This window comes from Saccharopolyspora hattusasensis (assembly GCF_050972075.1).
Classification (GTDB): domain Bacteria; phylum Actinomycetota; class Actinomycetes; order Mycobacteriales; family Pseudonocardiaceae; genus Saccharopolyspora; species Saccharopolyspora hattusasensis.
In genome coordinates this window covers 6,351,753-6,370,059 of sequence record NZ_JBPCDC010000001.1, presented here as the reverse complement: position 1 = coordinate 6,370,059, position 18,307 = coordinate 6,351,753, and the positions used below count along the sequence as shown (strand labels likewise).

Below are 18,307 nucleotides of genomic sequence, written 5' to 3'. Positions count from 1 at the left end.
CTGCCCGAGCGGTCACCAGGAACGCAGGGTTGCGATGCGCTCTTCGAGCTGTTCGACGGTGGCCATCGCGGTGGGCGGTCCGCCGCAGGTCTTCTGCAGCTCGTTGTAGATCTTGCCGTGCGGCTTCCGGGTGCGGTGGTGGTGTAGCGAAACGAGCGTGTTCAGCTCCTTGCGGAGCTTCTGCAACCGCTCCTGCACGGTCTGCGGCCGCGCGCGCTGCTCGGCCTGCTCAGCCACCTTCGCCGCCTTCGCCACCGCCTCGCGCTTGCCGACGTCCTCCAGCTGCTGCTCCTGGCGCTGCCGCAGCAGCGCGCGCACCTGGTCAGGTTCCAGCAGGCCGGGCAGCCCGAGGTAGTCCTGCTCCTCCTCGGTCGTGCTGAACGCGGCCGTGCCGAACGACGAGCCGTCGTAGATCACCTGGTCCAGCTCGGCCTCGGCACCTAGCGAGGTGAACGCCTTCTCGTCCTCGCCCGGCTCGTCGCGCTTGCTGTTGGCCGCGGCCAGCAGCTCGTCGTCCCAGCCGTCCTTTTCCCGGTGCGGCTTGCCGAGCACGTGGTCCCGCTGTGCTTCCAGCTGGCTGGCCAGCTCAAGCAACACCGGGACGCTCGGCAGGAAGATGCTCGCCGTCTCGCCCGGCCGCCGGGACCGCACGAACCGGCCCACGGCCTGCGCGAAGAACAGTGGCGTCGAGGAGCTCGTGGCGTAGACGCCGACCGCCAGCCGCGGCACGTCGACGCCTTCGCTGACCATGCGGACCGCGACCATCCAGCGGTCCTCGGACTCGGCGAACTCGGCGATTCGCCCGGACGCCTGCGGGTCGTCGGAGAGCACCACCACCGGGTCGTACCCGGTGAGCCTGTGCAGGGTCTTCGCGTAGGCCTTGGCCGTGACGTGGTCGGTGGCGATCACCAGGCCACCGGCGTCCGGGATGCCGCCCTTGCGCAGCTGCGTCAACCGGGTGTCGGCGGCCTGCAGCACCGTCGGGATCCACTCCCCCGCCGGGTCCAGGGCGGTCCGCCAGGCCCGCGCGGTCTGCTCGGCGGTCAGCGGCTCGCCGAGGCGGGCGCTGAACTCGTCGCCTGCGTTGGTGCGCCACCGGGCCTCGCCGGAGTACGCGAGGAACAGCACCGGCCGGACGACGCCGTCGTTGAGGGCGTCGGAGTAGCCGTAGGAGTGGTCCGGGCGGCTGCGCAGCGAGCCGTCGGCGTCGGGTTCGTAGCCGATGAACGGGATCGGCGAGTCGTCGCTGCGGAACGGGGTACCGGTCAACGACAGGCGCCGCACGGCCGGGGTGAACGCCTCCCGGATCGCTTCGCCCCAGGACTTCGCGTCGCCCGCGTGGTGCACCTCATCGAGGATCACCAGCGTCTTGCGACGTTCGGTGCGCACCCGGTGCAGCGTCGAATGCGCCGCGACCTGCGCGTAGGTCACCACGACGCCGCGGTAGTCGCTGGAGGTGATGCCGTCGCTGTTGCGGAAGTTGGAGTCCAGCGGGATGCCCGCGCCGCCGGCGGCCAACGCCCACTGGTGCTTGAGGTGCTCGGTGGGAGCCACCACGGTCACCGCCTCAACCGTGCGGTCGGCCAGCAGCTCCGCGGCGACCCGCAGCCCGAAGGTCGTCTTGCCCGCGCCCGGCGTCGCGACCGCCAGGAAGTCCTGAGGCTTGCCCGACAGGTACTTGGTGAGGGCTCGCCGCTGCCAGGCGCGCAGTGGCCGGGAAGGAGCCTGCGAGGGGTCGCTGAGCACGGATCGCACGGAATGGTCGAGTTGCGCTTCGGACACGCCGGCTCGCCGCTCCTTCCTTCTGTCTCCCCTGCTGAATGGCGAGGGCGCGCCACTGCACAGCCCCGCGGCCGCCCGCACGCGCGATGGGCGTCGATCAACTCGAAGCGGGCCGCCGTGCAGCTTACCTTCCGGGTCCGGGCCGCACCGGATTGGCCGGAGGAGACCTGCACGACACTCCGCGTTCCCGGCGGTTTTGGCGGGCCGACGCCCGCCGCGGTAGCCGATGAAGCATCCTTATGGGTGCCATGGGTCAGCCGAGTCCACAAGACCACCGGGGGCGCAGTGCGACCGTCGCACCACGGGAAGTCCCGGTGCGGCGCGGGCCGCTGCGTCTGGTCATGCGCACGCTCGACAAGGCGTGGTGGGACAACATCTTCTCGGAATCGGCGGCCGCCGCGTTCTGGCAGACGCTGTCAATGCCACCGCTGCTGCTCGGGCTGCTGGGCAGCCTCGGCTTCGTCGGCGACTGGTTCGGGCCCACGGTCGTCGATGCCGTGCACGACAAGATTCTCGCTTTCTCCCGCACGGTGTTCACGGCGAACGTGGTGGACCAGATCATCGGCCCCACGGTCGCCGACATCCTGACCAAGGGGCGCAGCGAGATAGTCTCGGTCGGATTCGTGATCTCGCTGTGGGCGGGTTCTTCGGCGCTGGCGTCGCTGGTCGACTCGATCACCCTCGCCTACAACCAGTATCTGGTGCGCAACAGCGTGTGGCAGCGGATCTTCGCGCTGCTGCTGTACCTGGTGTGCCTGGTCGTCGCGGTGGTCGGGCTGCCGGTGGTCGCGCTGGGCCCGGACTGGCTGCCGACGATCTTCCCGCAGGACTTCCAGGACGACATAGCCTGGCTGATCCAGGCGTTCTACTACCCGGCGACCGCCGTCGGCCTGGTGGTCGCGCTCGCGACGCTGTACAAGGTGGCGCTACCGCGGAAGCTGCCGTGGCACCGCGGCCTGCCCGGGGCACTGCTGGCGATGGCGATCTTCCTCTGCGCCAGCACCGGCCTACGGCTCTACATCACGTGGGTGACCAGCACCGGCTACACCTACGGCGCACTGGCCACCCCGATCGCGTTCCTGCTGTTCGCGTTCTTCATCGGGCTGGCGATCATCATGGGCGCGCAGTTCAACAACGCGATCCAGGAGATGTGGCCGGCGAAGATGACCCGCCGGGAGCGCCGGCGGTGGCGGCGCCTGGAGATGAAGCGGCTCGCGCAGCGGATGCACACCGAAGAGGGCTACCGCACGTGGCGCAACGGGCAGGCCGAGGAGGGCGGCGAGAAGCCGAAACCGGCTACGGATCCGCCGCGCAACGGCGTCCCGCTGCCGAAGCAACCGAACGACAAGCATGCCGAGCCGCACGGCGGCTGAGCGCCGCCGTGCGATAGTCCATGGTTCAGTCCTTGCCGCCCGAGGGCAGGGACTCGAAGATCTCCTTGCAGTCCGGGCAGACCGGCGAGCCCGGCTTCGGTGACTTCGTGACGGGGAAGACATCTCCGCACAGCGCGACCACCATCGTGCCCATGACCGCACTCTCGGCGATCTTGTCCTTCTGCACGTAGTGGAACATCTCCGGCCGGTCGTCACTGGTCTGATCAGTGGTCTCGGTCCGGGTATCGGTCTCCGGCATCGTCATCGTGCTCATGCCCCCAATGATGCCGTACGGCACCGCTGCATGTCGCCGACCGGCCGGGCGCAGCTCTCAGGTGCCTTCGATGACCTGGTGGTTACGAGATTCGATCGAGTGCCGCGAGCGGCGGAACCGGTTCACGTGCTCGCGCTTCTTCGCCGGGCGATCGTTGGCGATGAGCACCGCCATCCACGGCAACGGGATGGAAATAGCCAGGATGATCAGTGACAACCACCACAACTGCCACAGCTGGAACACCACTGCGGCAATGACCAGGCACGGGATGCGGCTGGCCATCATGATCGCGTACCTGCGGCGACGCTGCGCCTGCTGATCGTCGTAGGACGGCTGTGCCTCGGTGATCAGCACCGGGGTGTCGTCACGATGTGAGTTATTCACGACGCTACCTCCGCATTCCATGCTCCCACCCGATCGCCTCCGCCGATACCCCGGGTTCGCGATCACCGCAACCCCAGCGATCGGCCTGACCCAGAGGTTGACCGGCAGGACGCAACGCCGAAACCTCGCCGGGTTAGATTCGATCGGGATCAACGGTGCGGGAGGACGAATGCTGTACGCGGTAAGCAAGCGGGTCGTGGGTGCGGTGGCGCGGACGATCTACCGGCCGACCGTGATCGACGCCGACAAGGTGCCCACGAGCGGGCCGGTGATCCTGGCCCCGAACCACCTCGCGGTGCTCGACAGCTTCATCGTGCCGCTGGTGCTGCCGCGCCCGGTGGCGTTCCTGGCCAAGGCCGAGTACTTCCAGGGCACCGGCTTCAAGGGCTCGCTGACCAAGTGGCTGTTCGGCTCACTCGGCGCGATCCCGGTGGAGCGCGGGCGCGGGCGCGCCGCGAAGGAGGCCCTCGAAGCTGCGGAGCAGGTGCTCCGCGACGGCGGCGCGTTCGGCATCCACCCGGAGGGCACCCGCTCGCCCGACGGGCGGCTGTACCGGGGGCGGACCGGCGTGGCGCGGCTGGCGCTGAGCACCCGCGCGCCGGTGGTGCCCGTCGCGTTGACCGGCACGGACAAGCTCCAGCCGGGGGGCAAGAAGCTCCCCCGGGTGCACCCGGTCACCGTCCGCTTCGGCGACCCGCTGGACTTCGCCCGCTATGCCGGGATGGAGGGTTCGCTGCCGGTGCTGCGCTCGATCACCGACGAGATCATGTACGCCATCGCCGAGCTCTCCGACCAGGAGTATGTCGACCGCTACCAGAGCCCCGGCGCCGCCGCGGCGGCCTGATCCCGGGCGCATCCGGCGTTCAGCCAGCGGTTGGCCGACCTGTCGTGGTTGGTCCTGAACCAGAAGTGGTCGGCGCATCGGACGCCGTGGGCGATCCAGTCGTTGTAGGCGACCTGGAATCGGTCGGCGATCCTGAAGTCGTCTCCGCGGGCGGCGAGCCGGTGGGGACGCTGGTCGCCGTCGGTGCCGGCGGTGCCGTCGGTGCCGTCGGTGCCGTCGGTGCCGTCGGTGCCGTCGGTGCCGTCGGTGCCGTCGGTACCGTGGTCGACGGGGCGGGCGGGGCGGGCGGCTGCTCCGGCGTGGAACCCGCCGGCGGATCCTGGATGCCGTGGCATTGCTCGTAGGCCAGCCCGGCGCAAGGATCCGCCCCGATCGCCGGCTCTCCCCGCGTGGCCTGCAGCTGGTCGTCGATCCATGGATCGCTCGAGCGTGCATTGCCGTTCCCGCTGACATGGCCGCACGCCTTGTTCGTGATGGCGTTCGGGTTGTTCGGGTCGTCGAATCGCGGCGCGGCGTCCGGCTCGCAAGTGACGCCGACCGGGTTCGGCGCGCGGTCGGCCTTCGGCGACGGGAGCGGCACCCGAGACGGCATCTTCCTCGGCAACGGGCTCACCAACGGTGTCAACGGACGTTTGGTAGTCCGGATGGGTGGACAGTTGGCCCCCGGGGTGGTGGACATCGGTGTTCCGGGTTGATGGACAGCGGTTCTCCGGGGGGTGGTCAGTTCAACGGGATCACCCCCTTGCCGGCGAGTGCTTCGGCGAGTCGGTGGGAGTCGCCCTTGGTGGTGACGAGGTGTGCGTGGTGCAGTAGCCGGTCGACTGTCGCGGTGGCGAGGGTTTTGGGCAGGATCGAGTCGAAGCCGCTGGGGTGGATGTTGCTGGTGACTGCGATGGAGCGGCGTTCGTAGGCGGCGTCGGTGATCCGGTAGAACGCTTCGGCGGCGTCTTGCCCGGTGGGCAGCATGCCGATGTCGTCGATGACGATGAGGTCGCAGCCGCAGATCTTGCTGATGGCGCGCGCTATGGTGCCGTCGACTTTGGCTTTGCCGACCGCGGTGGTCAGGGTTTCCAGGGTGAACCACGCGACGCGCATGTCGTTTTCGATGGCCGCGTGTGCCAGGGCCTCGACGAAGTGGCTCTTGCCCGTGCCGGAAGGTCCCGCGACCGCAAGATTCTCTTGCCTGCCAACCCATTCCAGAGTGGACAGGGCGTTCTGGGTGGCCTCGGGAATCGAGGATTTCTCGGGCCGCCAGGAGGAGAACGTCTTGCCGGTGGGGAAGTTCGCGGTCTTGCGGCGTTGCCTGCGGGTGGCCGAGGCTCGCCCGGTGACTTCTTCGTCGAGCAGGACACGCAGGACTTCAGCGGGATCCCAGCGCTGGGCGCGGGCGGTGGCGAGCACGTCGGGTGCGGCTTTGCGCAGGTAGGGCAGCCGCATCCGGCGCAGGATACGATCCAGCTCGTCGGGGATGGCGGGTGCTTTGGGGCTGCTCATGCGCCGAACACCTCCCACCCCCGGGTGCCGGGCTGGACCGAGTGGTTCTCGTCGGCCCGGATGACCGTCTCGGCCGGTCCGCGGGCGGTGATGTGGTCACAGATCGAGGCGAGGTCGTCCTCGGCGAACCTGCCGGCGATCGCGGCCAGCCCCAGCGCCTCGTCGACGCGGTCGGTGCCGAGCAGGGCGGCGAGCTCGACCGCCCGGGCCATCTTGGCGCGGATGCGGGTCACGCCGGTCGCAGCCGCCTCGACCAGCCAGCGTCTGGCCCCTTCGCCCACAGCGAGGAACGCGACCTCTTCCGGGGTGCGGGCGCGCACCTTGGGCGTGCGGGGCAGGTTCCCGCCCGGATGGTGCGGGTAGTGGGCGTCGGCGATGCGCGGGTTGCCCGGGGTGGACAGCTCGTGCCGGGCGATCTCGGCCGGCCCGGCCGGGCTCCGGCCGGTGATGACCAGCTCGTCGCCGGTCACCCGGACCCATACCTTGCTGCCCTGATATCCGTCCGGGGTGGAGTAGCGCACCGACCCGAACCGGATCGTCTGATCGGTGTCCACCAGACGTTCCTCGCCCAGCGCGATCGCGTGTGGTTCGGCGGGTAGGACATGCAAATGCTGCCGTTCGGCCGCCAGCCGCTGCACCGGTGCCGTCCCGGTCTCCCGGTGCGGGCGGGCGTTGACGCGTTCACACCACTCAAAGCACGCATCCGCGAGTTCGGTGAACGAGGAGTAGTCCGGCAGCAGGTTCGCCGTCGTGGGCACCAGGTCCGCTTTAGCGATCTTCACCGTGTGTTCTGAGCCGCCTTTGGACTCCGGGTCGAACGGCTCGCATGTCTCGACCTTGCAGCCGTAGTGCCGGCCCGCGGCGACGATGTCGGGATGCCGCACCGGTACCCCGGCCACCCTGTCAATCGTCACCGTCCTCGGATTGTCGGTGAGCAGATAGGTTGGTGCGCCACCGATCCTGCGGAGCATCATGTCCACACAGGACACCAGGGTGCCCAGAGTCTGGTCCCACACCGGCAGCACCACCCGGTATCGTGACCACGACAGCCACGCGCAGAACAACTGAGTACGGCGGCCACCGACCCGCGGGCCTTCGCCCCAGTCGAACTGGCACCACATGCCCGGCTCGGGCACCCACGGCCGGTACTTGCGCCGGTGCCCGGCCCGAAACGCCGCTTTCGCCTCGGCCACCGCACGCCGCGTGGAGCGGTCGGTGCCGGTGAACCCCATCGCCACCAGACGCTGGTGCACCACATCCGCGCGCACCCTGCCCTGGGATGCCTCCACCAGCTCCTCGAGCTTGCCCACAAACGGGTCGATCGAGCGAGCCCGGCGAGTTCGCACCAGCGGATCCCGCCCGGCATCGCGGATCGCGACGTAACGCGTCACGGTCTTCTCATCCACCCCAGCCAACTGGGCAGCGGAGTGCGCGCAGCGGGTGAGGTCGAACGCTTCCAAAATCTCCATGATCTCCCTGTCAGACTTGGTCACGGGATCCCTCCAGGACGACGTCGGCATTGATCAGCAATCAGAGCCAACCCCGCCGGAGGGATCCCTCCCCGCATTACTGCTCAGGCGTGTCCCGGAGATCACACGTCCGCACACCCGGAAATCTCATGTCCGCCGATCCGGACCAAACTGTCCACCCACCCAGATTTTTCCGTGTCCGCTGACAAACGGCGCGACGGGCGGCGGTAGCAACTTCGGCGGTGCGGTGCTGCAGGCGCCTATGGCGAACATCAGGCCCGGCAATACGGCGGCGACGGCGTAGCGAGTCATAGGCGATCCCCCAGTGCGAAGGGCCGGTGCGGTCACTGGCCCTGTCATGGGTTCCGCGTTGACGTTGCCGTGCGTTATCCGGTTACCACCCGTAGTGCCGCCGCGTCAGTCCGGATAGCCGATGAACTCGGGCCGGACGTGATCCACCAGCCAGACGCCGTTCGCACTGACCCGGAACTCGTGCCCGCTCGCGTGCATCCCGGCGGCGTCCACGGTCAACACGACCGGCCGCCCCTGCCGCGCGCCGACGCGCTTCGCGGTCTCGCGATCGACCGAGAGGTGGACGTGATGCCGGTTCATCGGCCTCAACCCCTCGGCGCGAATGCCCGCCAGGTGGCGTGAGACCGTGCCGTGGAACAGCAGCTCAGGTGGTTCGGTCACCGGTAGGTCGAGGTCTACCGCGACCGAATGCCCCTGGCTGGCCCTGATCCGGTCGCCCTCGATGACGTACCGCTGCTTGTCGTTGGTCTCGACGACCTGCACCAGCTCCGCCCGCGAGATCGGGAACCCGTGCGAGGCCGCCGCCGCGAGCAGCACATCGACGGCCGCCCAGCCGTGCTCGTCCAGCTCGATCCCGATCCGCTCGGGCTGGTGCCGCAGGTGCTTGGCCAGGTACTTCGAGACTCGCACCAACCTGCGCTCGTCAATCGACGCCTAGTCCTTGGCTGCCTTGGCCGCAGCCTTCTGCTCCTTCTTCCAGGCGCGCACCTCGGCGAGGGACTGATCATCGACGACGTCGGCGATCGAGCGGCGGGCGTCCGCGTCGCCGTAGGCACCGGCTGCCTCGCGCCACCCGGCCGGCTCGACGCCGCGCTGCTTGCCCAGCAGGGCTAGGAAGATCCGCGCCTTCTGGTCGCCGAACCCGGGCAGCGCCTTGAGCCGCTTCAGAACCTCCTTGCCGTCCGGATCGCCCTCGGTCCAGATGGCGTCGGTGCGGCCGTCGTAGTTCTCGACGATGTACTGGGCCAACGCGTGCACCCGCCGCCCCATCGACCCGCCGTAGCGGTGGATCGCGGGCTTCTGCACGCAAAGCTCGACGAAGCTGTCGAGATCGGACTCCGCGATCTTGGCGACGCTGAACCCGCCCATCCGGTCGGCGATCTTCTTCGGCCCCGCGAACGCGATCTCCATGGAGATCTGCTGATCAAGCAGCATGCCCGTGAGCAGCGCAAACGAATCCTCACTGAGCAGCTTGTCGGCGTCGGCGTCTCCTGTGAGGTTGAGCTTTGGCATGACACCATACTGGCACGTGGGCTTACGAGTAGGCTCATCCGAGACTCACGTAAGTTTAGCTATTGCTATACTCGCGCTGGTGAGTCACGGTGAATGTGACATGTATGTCGTCGACGAGGTACTGGAATGGATCAGGCGCCTCGACTCCGACGATCGCGACAGGGTTACGCAGGCACTTGATGTGCTTGCCGAAGTCGGTCCCGGTCTGGGACAACCTCTTGTCGACACGATCACCGGTTCGAGGATCCAGAACTTGAAGGAACTACGTCCCGGGACCGTGCGGATCCTGTTCGCTTTTGATCCGTGGCGTTCCAGTGTCTTATTGGTCGCCGGAGACAAAGCAGGCCGATGGCAGACGTGGTACCGCGAGGCTATCCCCGTCGCCGAACAGCGGTACGAACGCTATCTGAAGGAACGGCGAGCCGAGGAGGGGCGGCGATGACCGGATACACGAACTGGCGGGACGTCCGCAGCGAATTCGTAGAACGCGCGGGCGGTGAGGAGGCCGTCGCCGCAGGCAAGGAGGCGATGCTAGCGGAGGTTCGCGGCTATCGACTCGCCGAGATCCGGCGCCACCGGGGGCTCACCCAGCAGGATGTCGCCGACCGGATGGGTGTGACCAAGGGACGGATTTCCCAGATCGAACTCGGAAAGCTGGCAGGCCAGGACGTGCTCGCGCGCTACGCCGCCGCCCTCGGTGGCCGACTGCACCAGTCGATCTACTTCGACGACGGAGACATCGCGGCCATCTCGTGAGTCAAGGCCACCATCGGCGGCATGATCAACACCGTAGTAGCCGGTTCCGGCCGAGCGAGGAGCGTTGCCCGTGACCGACCGCGTGTCCATCCCGTCCGCTCGACACGTACGCATCGTGCACTTGAACGGCCCGACGTTCCAGGCATTGGCCACCGGCGATCTGCCTGCGACCAATGCGGTCAGTCCGGTGCCAGTCACGGCTTGCTTCACCGCCCTTGAACAGCGAAGGCTGTGGCGGATGCGCAGCAGGCAGGTCGAACTGGACCCGTCCAGCGCGGACTGGATCACTGGTGTCGTCTGGGACGAGCAACGGCAACTGGCCGTCGGATGGGCCGGATACCACGGGCCTCCCGACGCATCGGGCATGGTTGAAATCGGATACGCCGTCGACCCCGCGCACCGGCGACGCGGTTATGCCCGAGCCGCGCTCGAAACATTGCTGCGACGTGCGGCCCGAGAGCCGGAAGTACGTACCGTTCGCGTCACGATCAGTCCCGACAACGCTGCTTCCTATCAGCTGGCGTCGCAGTACGGCTTCCTCAGAGTGGGCGAACAGTGGGACGACGAAGATGGCTTGGAGATCATTTACGAAGTCGTGGCGCGGCAGATCAGCTGTAGAGATACTCCGACACCGGCTCAGCCGCTGAACCATCCAGCCAAGCCGAGCCGAGCAGGAACACTTGACACTTATCTACAAAGTGTCGCGATCCGCTGATCGAGCAGCATGCCCGTGAGCAGGGCGAACGGGGTCGTCGGACAGCAGCTTTTCCGCTTCGGCATCGCCGGTGAGGTTGAGCCGATGCCTTGGCTTAGTTCTACGCGAAGTCGCTGGGCGGCGAGATCACGTACAGGACCGCCGACCAGGCATGGGTACGCGCGCCTGGAATCGCATTGGTCTGCCGGGCCGTCGCCGACCACAAGCCCACGACATGGCCGTCGCCTGAAGTCCCGCTGCACTCGCATTCGAGTTCGTCGTCGTTGACCCGCGTGGACGCTGGGGGCTGCCACCGACCCGCACTGCATCGTGCGCGACCCTGACCGGGCCCTGACCCCAAGAGTCATGTCAGCTACACCCGGATCATCGGGTACTCGGCGAGTGCCGGATGCGTACTGACTGTGATCGTCGACCCCGAAGACAACTCCGGGGTGACCGCGTGGAAGACCCGCGGCCGATCTCCGCGAGTACCTCGAAGGCAAGGAGGGTGACCATGACCGACCCCGCCAAGACGGCCCGCCGGGCACGACACGACGTCATCCGCGCTCAGGTCGCCGACGAAGAAGTCGAAGCGGCTGAAGCGGAGGCAGCCGAAAACGCCGCCGCCCTCGACGTTTCGCTCCATCTGCGCATCAGCCAGTCCCTCGACGCCGAGTTGCGACGCCGGGCGGCCGCCGAGCACATTCCCACATCCGCACTCGTCCGACGGCTCCTCACTCAGGCCGTGCACCGGCACGACTCCGGTGGCCTCACGTCCGCTGAAGTCGAAGAGATCGCCCGCCGCGTCACTCGCGAGGAACTCCAACGAAGCTGAATGCCGTGCCGATGCAAATCGGCTACTTCTTCGCCGCCTTTTACTCCTTCTTGAAAGCCCAAACGCGCGCGGCCGAAGGCCAAGCCGCTGTCGGAGTTGGACGCCACCCTGCTGCAGTGAACGGCGCCGTTCGCGTCATCGCACCTAGTGCTGCACGACGAACGGTCATTCATCGCAGGTGATCCGGTCGAGCGCGGCGTCCACCACCTGCCAGTCGTGCCGGTCGGGTTCGGCCACCACCAGTCCGGCGACCTCCGCCGCCGATTCGTCGCCCCAGTCGGCACGGAAGCGCTGCCACTCGTCCTCGACGATGTCGTCGACCAGCGCCCGGCACCGGCCGGCCGCAATCGGGTGCGCCACCGTACTCGTGGCCACCGCATTCGCGGCACCGAACCAGGGCGGCGCCGACCGCAGGTCTCATCCGGTCATGTTCGCGCCGGAGAGGAGACGGGCGCCATCGAATTTCCGAGCTCCGCGGACGGGTGCTCCCAGATGCACTAACGGGTGGTCGTGTGAGGATCGGGGCGTGATTCCAGACCTGTCCCATGACCGCATCGATCGACTTCGCGACGCCTTCCAGGCCGCCGGGTACGACGCCGACGGCGTCGTGGATCTCCTCGGTCCCGAGGCGCATGCCGCGCTGGGCCGCGGCGAGCCCGTTCCCGCGCTGCGCGCGACCACCGACGCAGGCGCGCTCGGCACCCTGGTCCGGTTGTTCCTGCTCGGCCAGGCCGAGTCGCGGGCTGCCGTTGAAGCCGCGTTGGCTCCGCTGCCGCTTTCCGGGGCAACGGCCGCCGGGCTGCTCGTCGACGACGGCGATGGGCTGCGCGCAGGGCTCGACGTCCGGCCGCACGGCGTCGACGACGAGTCGTGGTGGGTGGTCTCGGACCTGGATTCGGACCTGCGCGGCGGGCGTCCCGTGGAGGCCGACCACGTGCTCGGCGTCGGGCACGCGTCGCTGAGCCTGGTCCGGGCGACCTCTCGGCGGCCGGTGGGCTCGGTGCTCGACCTCGGCACGGGTTGTGGTGTGCAGGCGCTGCACGCGAGCACGCACGCGCAGCGGATCACCGCGACCGACGTGTCCAAGCGGGCGTTGGCGTTGGCCGAGGCGACGTTCCGGCTCAACCGCATCGACGTCGAACTCGCCGAAGGCGAGTGGTTCGGCCCGGTGCAGGGCCGCAAGTTCGACCAGGTCGTGTGCAACCCGCCGTTCGTGGTCGGTCCGCCGCGCACCGACTTCACCTACCGCGACTCGGGGCTGGCCGGTGACGACGCGAGCGCGCTCGTCGTGCGCCAGCTCCCCGGCCTCCTCGCTGAGAGCGGCACCGGCCAGCTGCTGGCCTCCTGGGTGCACCGGGACGGCGAGGACTGGCAGGACCGGGTGTCCCGCTGGCTGCCGCCGGGCGCCGGCGTGGACGCCTGGTTCGTGCAGCGCGACGTCGCCGACCCCGCTCTCTACGTGGGCACCTGGCTGCGCGACGCCGGATACGACCAGCGCTGCCCGCAAGGCCTGCAGAAGGCCGCCGAGTGGCTGGACTGGTTTGAGGCCAACGACGTGATCGGGATCGGCTTCGGGTTCGTCACGCTCCGCCGCACCGACGCGCGCGGCGAAGTCGTGTGCGAGGACCTCCGGCACGCCTTCGACGATCCGCTGGGCCCGGAATCGGACCAGTGGCTGCGCCGGGTCGACTGGCTGCGCGCGCACGACTCCGCCGAGGCGCTGCTGGCGGCCCGCCTGGTCACCGCGGACAGCACCGTGCTGGAAGCCGTCTCCGAACCAGGTGACGAAGGCTGGCACCCGCTGGTGCACCGGCTGCACCGCACCGACGGGCCGGGCTGGCAGCACGAGATCGACGAGCTGGGCGTGCGGCTGCTCGCTGGGTGCCGCGGGGCGCTGCCGCTCGGCGAACTCCTCGAACTGCTCGCGATGGGCTACGGCGAAGACTCCGGGGAACTGACCCGGGCCGCGATTCCGATGGTGCGCGAACTCGTCCGGCACGGAATGCTGCTGCCGGCGGAATGGGCGGGCGGTGACCAATGAGAGCAATCGCCACTCGGGTCACTCGCGCCTCGGTAACCGTCGAAGGCGTCGTGGTTGGCAAGATCGAAGAACCCGGGCTGTTAGTGCTATTGGGCGTGACGCATTCCGACGGGCCTCAGGAAGTCGTAAAAATGGCCCGCAAACTCCACGAGATCCGGGCGCTTCGCGACGAGGAGTCGTGCGCCACGACCGGGGCACCGCTGCTCGTCGTCAGCCAGTTCACGCTCTACGGCTCGACCAAGAAGGGCCGCCGCCCGTCCTGGACCGAGGCGGCCCGTCCCGAACAGGCGGAGCCGCTGGTAGAGGCGGTCGTGGCCGAGCTGCGCGAGCGGGGCGCGAAGGTCGCCACCGGGGTGTTCGGCGCGATGATGTCGGTGGAGAGCGCGAACGACGGGCCATTCACCCTTTTGGTTGAGGTCTAAATGTAACGAGAGCTCTCAGCAAATCCTCAGGCTTGGGGCGCAACCGATGTGACCGCCATGACGTCTCCCTAACCACAACCTCGGGAACGAATTCGGCACGCCGGTCGTTTTCCAGGTAACGAAGCTTCGACGGTCATGCCGACAGGTAGCCAACGCACCGATCGACAGCACCGGAGAAGACGTCGACGCGGGGCTCGTACAACCGAGCGTACGCGTCCTTCACACCGCGCAACGGCGCGCAGGTGTGATTCGCGCCCGCCAAGCCAGCCCGTCAGGGAGGGAGCTCATGACCGTCCCGCAGACCACCAAGCCAGACGTCGCCGTCGCCGAAGACCTGGACACCCAGGGCCCATCAGCCGACCTGGTGCGCGTCTACCTCAACGGCATCGGGCGCACCGCGCTGCTCACCGCACAGGAAGAGGTCGACCTCGCCAAGCGGATCGAGGCCGGGGTCTTCGCCAAGCACCTGCTCGAGACCAGCAAGAACCTCTCCCCTGAGCGGCGCTCCGACCTCGGCGCCGTGGTCCGCGACGGCCGCCGGGCGAAGAACCACCTCATGGAGGCGAACCTCCGCCTGGTCGTGAGCCTGGCCAAGCGCTACACCGGCCGCGGCATGCCACTGCTGGACCTCATCCAGGAGGGCAACCTCGGCCTCATCCGCGCGGTGGAGAAGTTCGACTACACCAAGGGCTTCAAGTTCTCCACGTACGCGACCTGGTGGATCCGGCAGGCCATCACTCGCGGCATGGCCGACCAGAGCCGCACCATCCGGCTGCCCGTCCACCTGGTCGAGCAGGTCAACAAGCTGGCCCGGATCAAGCGCGACCTGCACCAGAAGCTCGGCCGCGAAGCCACGGACGAGGAGCTTTCCGAAGAAGCCGGCATCCCGGTGGAGAAGATCCTCGACCTGATGGACCACTCGCGGGACCCGGTCAGCCTGGACATGCCGGTCGGGGCCGAGGAGGACGCGCCGCTCGGCGACTTCATCGAGGACTCCGAATCCGCCGATGCCGAGAACGCGGTGATCTCCGGGTTCCTGCAGGACGACCTGCGCCGCGTGCTGGCCACGCTGGAAGAGCGCGAGCAGGCGGTGATTCGGATGCGCTACGGCCTCGACGACGGCCAGCCGCGCACCCTGGACCAGATCGGCAAGGCGTTCGGGCTGTCCCGCGAGCGGGTCCGGCAGATCGAGCGGGAAGTGATGGCCAAGCTGCGCCAGGGCGACCGCGCCGACCGGTTGCGCGCGTACGCGAGCTGACCGCGCGTTTGGGGCGCCGTGTGTCCGCAGAAAAGCGCGGACCACGGCGCGGTCAGGATGATTTCGCGGGGGCCGAGCCCCCGCAGACCCCCACGGTGCGGTGGTCGCCTCGGGAGGGCTCCCGACGTTCTTGAGCGTTCCCGGTCTGCTCACCGAGCAGCTTCCGGGAGTTCCGAACCTTCGAGGGGGCAGGGGTCAGGGACTTTCAGATTTCCGGAACCTTCGTTGCTCGGTGAATTCGGGGTTCGGCGGGCCGGACTTGCCGACTGGCTCTGTGTCGGTTTTGGCGGGTCTCGGCACTTCTCCTTGTTGGTCTTGTTGGTTCGGGGATTGGTACACCCGGATGGCTCTTTGACCTTGTCGGGTTGGGGCGGGAACATCGTTCTTCACCCCTTCTCCGGCCGGTTTTCTTGGTCTTTGCGGCGGGTTCCGCCGCTTACCCCGGGAGGGCGGACCCGTCATTCGGGCGGGTCCGGCCTCCCGACCTTTTCGTCCGCCCCTCCCACAACGCTGTTTCAGTCGCTGGTCTCGGAGCCGTCAGTCGGTGAACTTGGTCTGCCAGCGGTCCAGTTCTTCGTTCGTGGCTCCGTGGGCTTGGAGCCAGCCCCTCGCCCCACCTTCGTGTTGGGCGAAGGTGTTCAGGACGCTCTCGATCGCCTCCGTCGGCGTCGACAGGAGCTCGTGGACCATCTCCTCGTCCACCCCCGGCGGCAAGGCCGGCACCTCATCCAGGCGTTGCAGGACTCGGAGCATGTTCCGGTCGGTGCGCACGTAGTCGGCCACGATCGCATCGCGGCGCACCCCCACCGCACTCAGCAACATCGCCGAGACCACCCCCGTGCGGTCCTTGCCCGCCGCGCAGTGGATCAGCACCGGACCGTCGGCGTCCAGGACGATGCGGAACACCTCTACCAGCTTCTTCGGCGCGCCCTGGACGATCGACTGGTACAACGCCGTCAACTCGTGGGCGGCTTCGTCGAGCTCGACATCCGCGTCCCGTGCCTCCTCCAGCAACGGCACGCTGTGCACCGTCGCCACCGCCGCCAGCGGGTGTCCCTCGTCACCTGTCTCCACCGAATCGCGGAGGTCCACCACGACCTTCGGCGGCCACGGCGACAAGTCCACCGGATCCCGGTCGCCGGCGTGCGGAGCGTCGCTGCGGTACACCACGCCCGCCTGGGTCGCCACACCGTCGCCGGTGGGCTGCCCGCCCAGGTCACGCAGGTTGACCAGCACATCGAGGGAATCTGTCGTCGACAAGGCGACCTCCATTGCTCGGGTACCGCATCGGAGTGCGGCGACGATGTTCGGTCGCCAGCCTCGCAGGTGCGCCGCCGCGCTTCCAGGGCCTCGTTCGGCGGGCGATCCGTCACACCTGGGCCACCCCCCGTGGACGCGCTGATCGACCGCGCGGTTTTATTGGTCATCGCGTAACCCGAACGCGCGCAAAGGAGCCGCGACGTGACCACCACGTTCGATTTCACCGAGGTGCTCCCCCTCGGCCCCGACAACACCGACTACCGCCTGGTGACCACGGACGGGATCCGGGTCGTCGAGGCGACCGGGCGACGATTCCTCGAAGTCGAGCCGACCACGCTCACCGCCCTGGCAACCGAGGCGATCAAGGACATCCAGCACCTGCTGCGCCCGTCCCACCTGGCGCAGCTGCGCGCGATCGTCGAGGACCCGGAGGCCAGCCCCAACGACCGGTTCGTGGCCGCCGACCTGCTGCGCAACGCGTGCGTGTCCGCTGGGGGCGTGCTGCCGATGTGCCAGGACACCGGCACCGCCATCGTCATCGGCAAGCGCACCGAAACCGTGCTCACCGGCGGCCGCGACGAAGAGGCGCTGGCCCGGGGCGTCTTCGACGCATACCAGGACCTCAACCTGAGGTATTCCCAGATGGCGCCGCTGAACTTCTGGGACGAGCGCAACACCGGCAGCAACCTGCCCGCGCAGATCGAGCTGTACAACAAGCCCGGCACCGACCCCGCCTACGAGTTCCTGTTCATGGCCAAGGGCGGCGGCAGCGCGAACAAGACCTTCCTCTACCAGGAGACCAAGGCGCTGCTGAACCCGACGCGGCTCGGCCGGTTCCTGGAGGAGAAGCTGCGCTCGCTGGGTACCGCGGCCTGCCCGCCGTACCACCTGGCGATCGTCGTCGGCGGCATGTCCGCCGAGTTCAACCTCAAGGTCGCCAAGCTCGCCTCGGCCCGCTACCTCGACGAACTTCCGCGGGAGGGCTCGGCGTCCGGGCACGCCCTGCGCGACGTCGAGATGGAGCAGCAGGTGCTGGAGATGACCCGGCAGTTCGGCATCGGCGCGCAGTTCGGCGGCAAGTACTTCTGCCACGACGTTCGGGTGATCCGCCTGCCCCGGCACGGTGCCTCGCTGCCGGTTGGTGTCGCGGTGTCCTGCTCGGCGGACCGCCAGGCCAAGGCCAAGATCACCCCGGAGGGCGTGTTCCTGGAGCAGCTCGAACGCGACCCGGCCCGCTACCTGCCGGACGTGGTCGACGAGCAGCTCTCCCACGAGGTCGTCAAGATCGACCTGCACCGGCCGATGGCGGAGATCCGGGCGGAGCTGTCCAAGCTGCCGGTCAAGACCCGGGTGTCGCTGACCGGCCCGCTGGTGGTGGCGCGCGACATCGCGCACGCCAAAATCGCCGAGCGGCTGGAAGCCGGCGAGCCGATGCCCGACTACCTGCGTGACCACCCGGTGTACTACGCGGGCCCGGCCAAGACCCCGGAGGGCTACGCCTCCGGCTCGTTCGGCCCGACCACTGCCGGTCGAATGGACGCCTACGTCGAGCAGTTCCAAGCCGCGGGCGGCTCGCTGGTCATGCTCGCCAAGGGCAACCGGTCGGCGAAGGTGACCGAGTCCTGCCACACCCACGGTGGCTTCTACCTCGGTTCCATCGGCGGCCCCGCCGCGCGCCTGGCCCAGGACTGCATCCGCAAGGTCGAGGTGCTGGAGTACCCCGAACTCGGTATGGAAGCGGTGTGGCGCATCGAGGTCGAAGACTTCCCCGCGTTCGTCGTAGTCGACGACAAGGGCAACGACTTCTTCGCCAACGCCACCAAGCCGACCCTGCAGATCTCCTTCGGCCGCTGACAACGCCGGTACTCCCGCAGGA

Annotated in this window: 21 protein-coding genes; 11 read left to right on the top strand and 10 right to left on the bottom strand. The window is 68.4% G+C overall.

Going from position 1 to position 18,307, the window contains the following annotated elements; all coding sequences use genetic code 11:
• Positions 1–12 precede the first annotated feature (12 nt).
• Positions 13–1,782: a DEAD/DEAH box helicase gene (locus ACRXBZ_RS30540; protein WP_433881990.1), complete on the bottom strand. Its 1,770-nt coding sequence runs from the start codon at positions 1,780–1,782 to the stop codon at positions 13–15.
• A 341-nt stretch (positions 1,783–2,123) separates the two neighbouring features.
• Between ACRXBZ_RS30540 and ACRXBZ_RS30535 the strand changes: the two genes are divergently transcribed.
• Complete coding sequence (locus ACRXBZ_RS30535) at positions 2,124–3,155, top strand: YihY/virulence factor BrkB family protein (RefSeq protein WP_433884023.1); 1,032 nt, start codon at positions 2,124–2,126, stop codon at positions 3,153–3,155.
• Positions 3,156–3,180: 25 nt separating this feature from the next.
• Here ACRXBZ_RS30535 and ACRXBZ_RS30530 read toward each other — a convergent pair whose 3' ends face one another.
• Both ACRXBZ_RS30530 and ACRXBZ_RS30525 read right to left on the bottom strand, forming a co-directional pair.
• Complete coding sequence (locus ACRXBZ_RS30530; protein WP_168587338.1) at positions 3,181–3,429, bottom strand: DUF3039 domain-containing protein; 249 nt, start codon at positions 3,427–3,429, stop codon at positions 3,181–3,183.
• Between the two features lie 57 nt (positions 3,430–3,486).
• A complete protein-coding gene (locus ACRXBZ_RS30525; protein WP_433881989.1) occupies positions 3,487–3,834 on the bottom strand; it encodes a DUF3099 domain-containing protein in 348 nt (115 codons plus the stop codon).
• Between the two features lie 148 nt (positions 3,835–3,982).
• On the opposite strand from ACRXBZ_RS30525, the gene ACRXBZ_RS30520 reads away from it, so the two are divergent.
• Positions 3,983–4,657 (top strand): lysophospholipid acyltransferase family protein, encoded by a 675-nt coding sequence (locus tag ACRXBZ_RS30520; protein ID WP_433881988.1) that lies wholly within the window; start codon positions 3,983–3,985, stop codon positions 4,655–4,657.
• On the opposite strand, the gene ACRXBZ_RS30515 is transcribed toward ACRXBZ_RS30520, so the two are convergent.
• Entirely contained in the window at positions 4,624–4,992 is a 369-nt protein-coding gene (locus tag ACRXBZ_RS30515; RefSeq protein WP_433881987.1) for a hypothetical protein, read from the bottom strand. The genes ACRXBZ_RS30520 and ACRXBZ_RS30515 overlap by 34 nt on opposite strands.
• Positions 4,993–5,091: 99 nt before the next feature.
• On the opposite strand from ACRXBZ_RS30515, the gene ACRXBZ_RS30510 reads away from it, so the two are divergent.
• On the top strand, positions 5,092–5,352 hold the full coding sequence (locus ACRXBZ_RS30510) for a hypothetical protein (RefSeq protein WP_433881986.1): 261 nt from the start codon (positions 5,092–5,094) through the stop codon (positions 5,350–5,352).
• Positions 5,353–5,377: 25 nt separating this feature from the next.
• Here the strand turns inward: ACRXBZ_RS30510 and istB are convergent, their stop codons facing one another.
• The 4 genes from istB to ACRXBZ_RS30490 form a co-directional block, all read right to left on the bottom strand.
• The gene (gene istB, locus ACRXBZ_RS30505) at positions 5,378–6,151 is read right to left on the bottom strand and encodes an IS21-like element helper ATPase IstB (RefSeq protein WP_433879554.1); all 774 of its coding nucleotides are present in this window, start codon (positions 6,149–6,151) and stop codon (positions 5,378–5,380) included.
• Positions 6,148–7,620 (bottom strand): IS21 family transposase, encoded by a 1,473-nt coding sequence (gene istA, locus ACRXBZ_RS30500; protein ID WP_433883877.1) that lies wholly within the window; start codon positions 7,618–7,620, stop codon positions 6,148–6,150. The genes istB and istA overlap by 4 nt, the downstream gene beginning before the upstream one ends.
• A 417-nt stretch (positions 7,621–8,037) precedes the next feature.
• On the bottom strand, positions 8,038–8,580 hold the full coding sequence (locus ACRXBZ_RS30495) for an RNA 2'-phosphotransferase (RefSeq protein WP_433884022.1): 543 nt from the start codon (positions 8,578–8,580) through the stop codon (positions 8,038–8,040).
• A gap of 6 nt (positions 8,581–8,586) precedes the next feature.
• Entirely contained in the window at positions 8,587–9,165 is a 579-nt protein-coding gene (locus ACRXBZ_RS30490; protein ID WP_433881985.1) for an HhH-GPD-type base excision DNA repair protein, read from the bottom strand.
• A gap of 100 nt (positions 9,166–9,265) precedes the next feature.
• Here ACRXBZ_RS30490 and ACRXBZ_RS30485 point away from each other — a divergent pair, with 100 nt between their 5' ends.
• From ACRXBZ_RS30485 to ACRXBZ_RS30470, 4 genes are all read left to right on the top strand, one after another.
• The gene (locus ACRXBZ_RS30485; RefSeq protein WP_433881984.1) at positions 9,266–9,607 is read left to right on the top strand and encodes a type II toxin-antitoxin system RelE/ParE family toxin; all 342 of its coding nucleotides are present in this window, start codon (positions 9,266–9,268) and stop codon (positions 9,605–9,607) included.
• Complete coding sequence (locus ACRXBZ_RS30480; protein ID WP_433881983.1) at positions 9,604–9,921, top strand: helix-turn-helix domain-containing protein; 318 nt, start codon at positions 9,604–9,606, stop codon at positions 9,919–9,921. The genes ACRXBZ_RS30485 and ACRXBZ_RS30480 overlap by 4 nt, the downstream gene beginning before the upstream one ends.
• 70 nt (positions 9,922–9,991) lie before the next feature.
• Positions 9,992–10,636, top strand: coding sequence for a GNAT family N-acetyltransferase (locus ACRXBZ_RS30475; protein ID WP_433881982.1), 645 nt, complete (start codon positions 9,992–9,994; stop codon positions 10,634–10,636).
• A 493-nt stretch (positions 10,637–11,129) separates the two neighbouring features.
• Entirely contained in the window at positions 11,130–11,450 is a 321-nt protein-coding gene (locus ACRXBZ_RS30470) for a hypothetical protein (RefSeq protein ID WP_433881981.1), read from the top strand.
• Positions 11,451–11,615: 165 nt separating this feature from the next.
• Here ACRXBZ_RS30470 and ACRXBZ_RS30465 read toward each other — a convergent pair whose 3' ends face one another.
• Positions 11,616–11,810, bottom strand: a complete 195-nt coding sequence (locus ACRXBZ_RS30465; RefSeq protein ID WP_433881980.1) for a hypothetical protein — start codon at positions 11,808–11,810, stop codon at positions 11,616–11,618.
• A gap of 166 nt (positions 11,811–11,976) precedes the next feature.
• Here ACRXBZ_RS30465 and ACRXBZ_RS30460 point away from each other — a divergent pair, with 166 nt between their 5' ends.
• From ACRXBZ_RS30460 to ACRXBZ_RS30450, 3 genes are all read left to right on the top strand, one after another.
• Positions 11,977–13,491, top strand: a complete 1,515-nt coding sequence (locus ACRXBZ_RS30460) for a DUF7782 domain-containing protein (protein WP_433881979.1) — start codon at positions 11,977–11,979, stop codon at positions 13,489–13,491.
• Positions 13,488–13,913, top strand: a complete 426-nt coding sequence (gene dtd, locus ACRXBZ_RS30455) for a D-aminoacyl-tRNA deacylase (protein WP_168587329.1) — start codon at positions 13,488–13,490, stop codon at positions 13,911–13,913. The genes ACRXBZ_RS30460 and dtd overlap by 4 nt, the downstream gene beginning before the upstream one ends.
• Positions 13,914–14,199: 286 nt before the next feature.
• Positions 14,200–15,171, top strand: a complete 972-nt coding sequence (locus tag ACRXBZ_RS30450) for a sigma-70 family RNA polymerase sigma factor (RefSeq protein WP_168587328.1) — start codon at positions 14,200–14,202, stop codon at positions 15,169–15,171.
• Between the two features lie 537 nt (positions 15,172–15,708).
• On the opposite strand, the gene ACRXBZ_RS30445 is transcribed toward ACRXBZ_RS30450, so the two are convergent.
• Positions 15,709–16,431 carry a tyrosine-protein phosphatase gene (locus ACRXBZ_RS30445; protein WP_433881978.1) on the bottom strand — a complete coding sequence of 241 codons (723 nt, stop codon included), beginning with the start codon at positions 16,429–16,431 and terminating at the stop codon, positions 15,709–15,711.
• 201 nt (positions 16,432–16,632) lie between these two features.
• Between ACRXBZ_RS30445 and ACRXBZ_RS30440 the strand changes: the two genes are divergently transcribed.
• On the top strand, positions 16,633–18,285 hold the full coding sequence (locus ACRXBZ_RS30440) for a fumarate hydratase (RefSeq protein WP_433881977.1): 1,653 nt from the start codon (positions 16,633–16,635) through the stop codon (positions 18,283–18,285).
• The last annotated feature ends 22 nt before the right edge of the window (positions 18,286–18,307 follow it).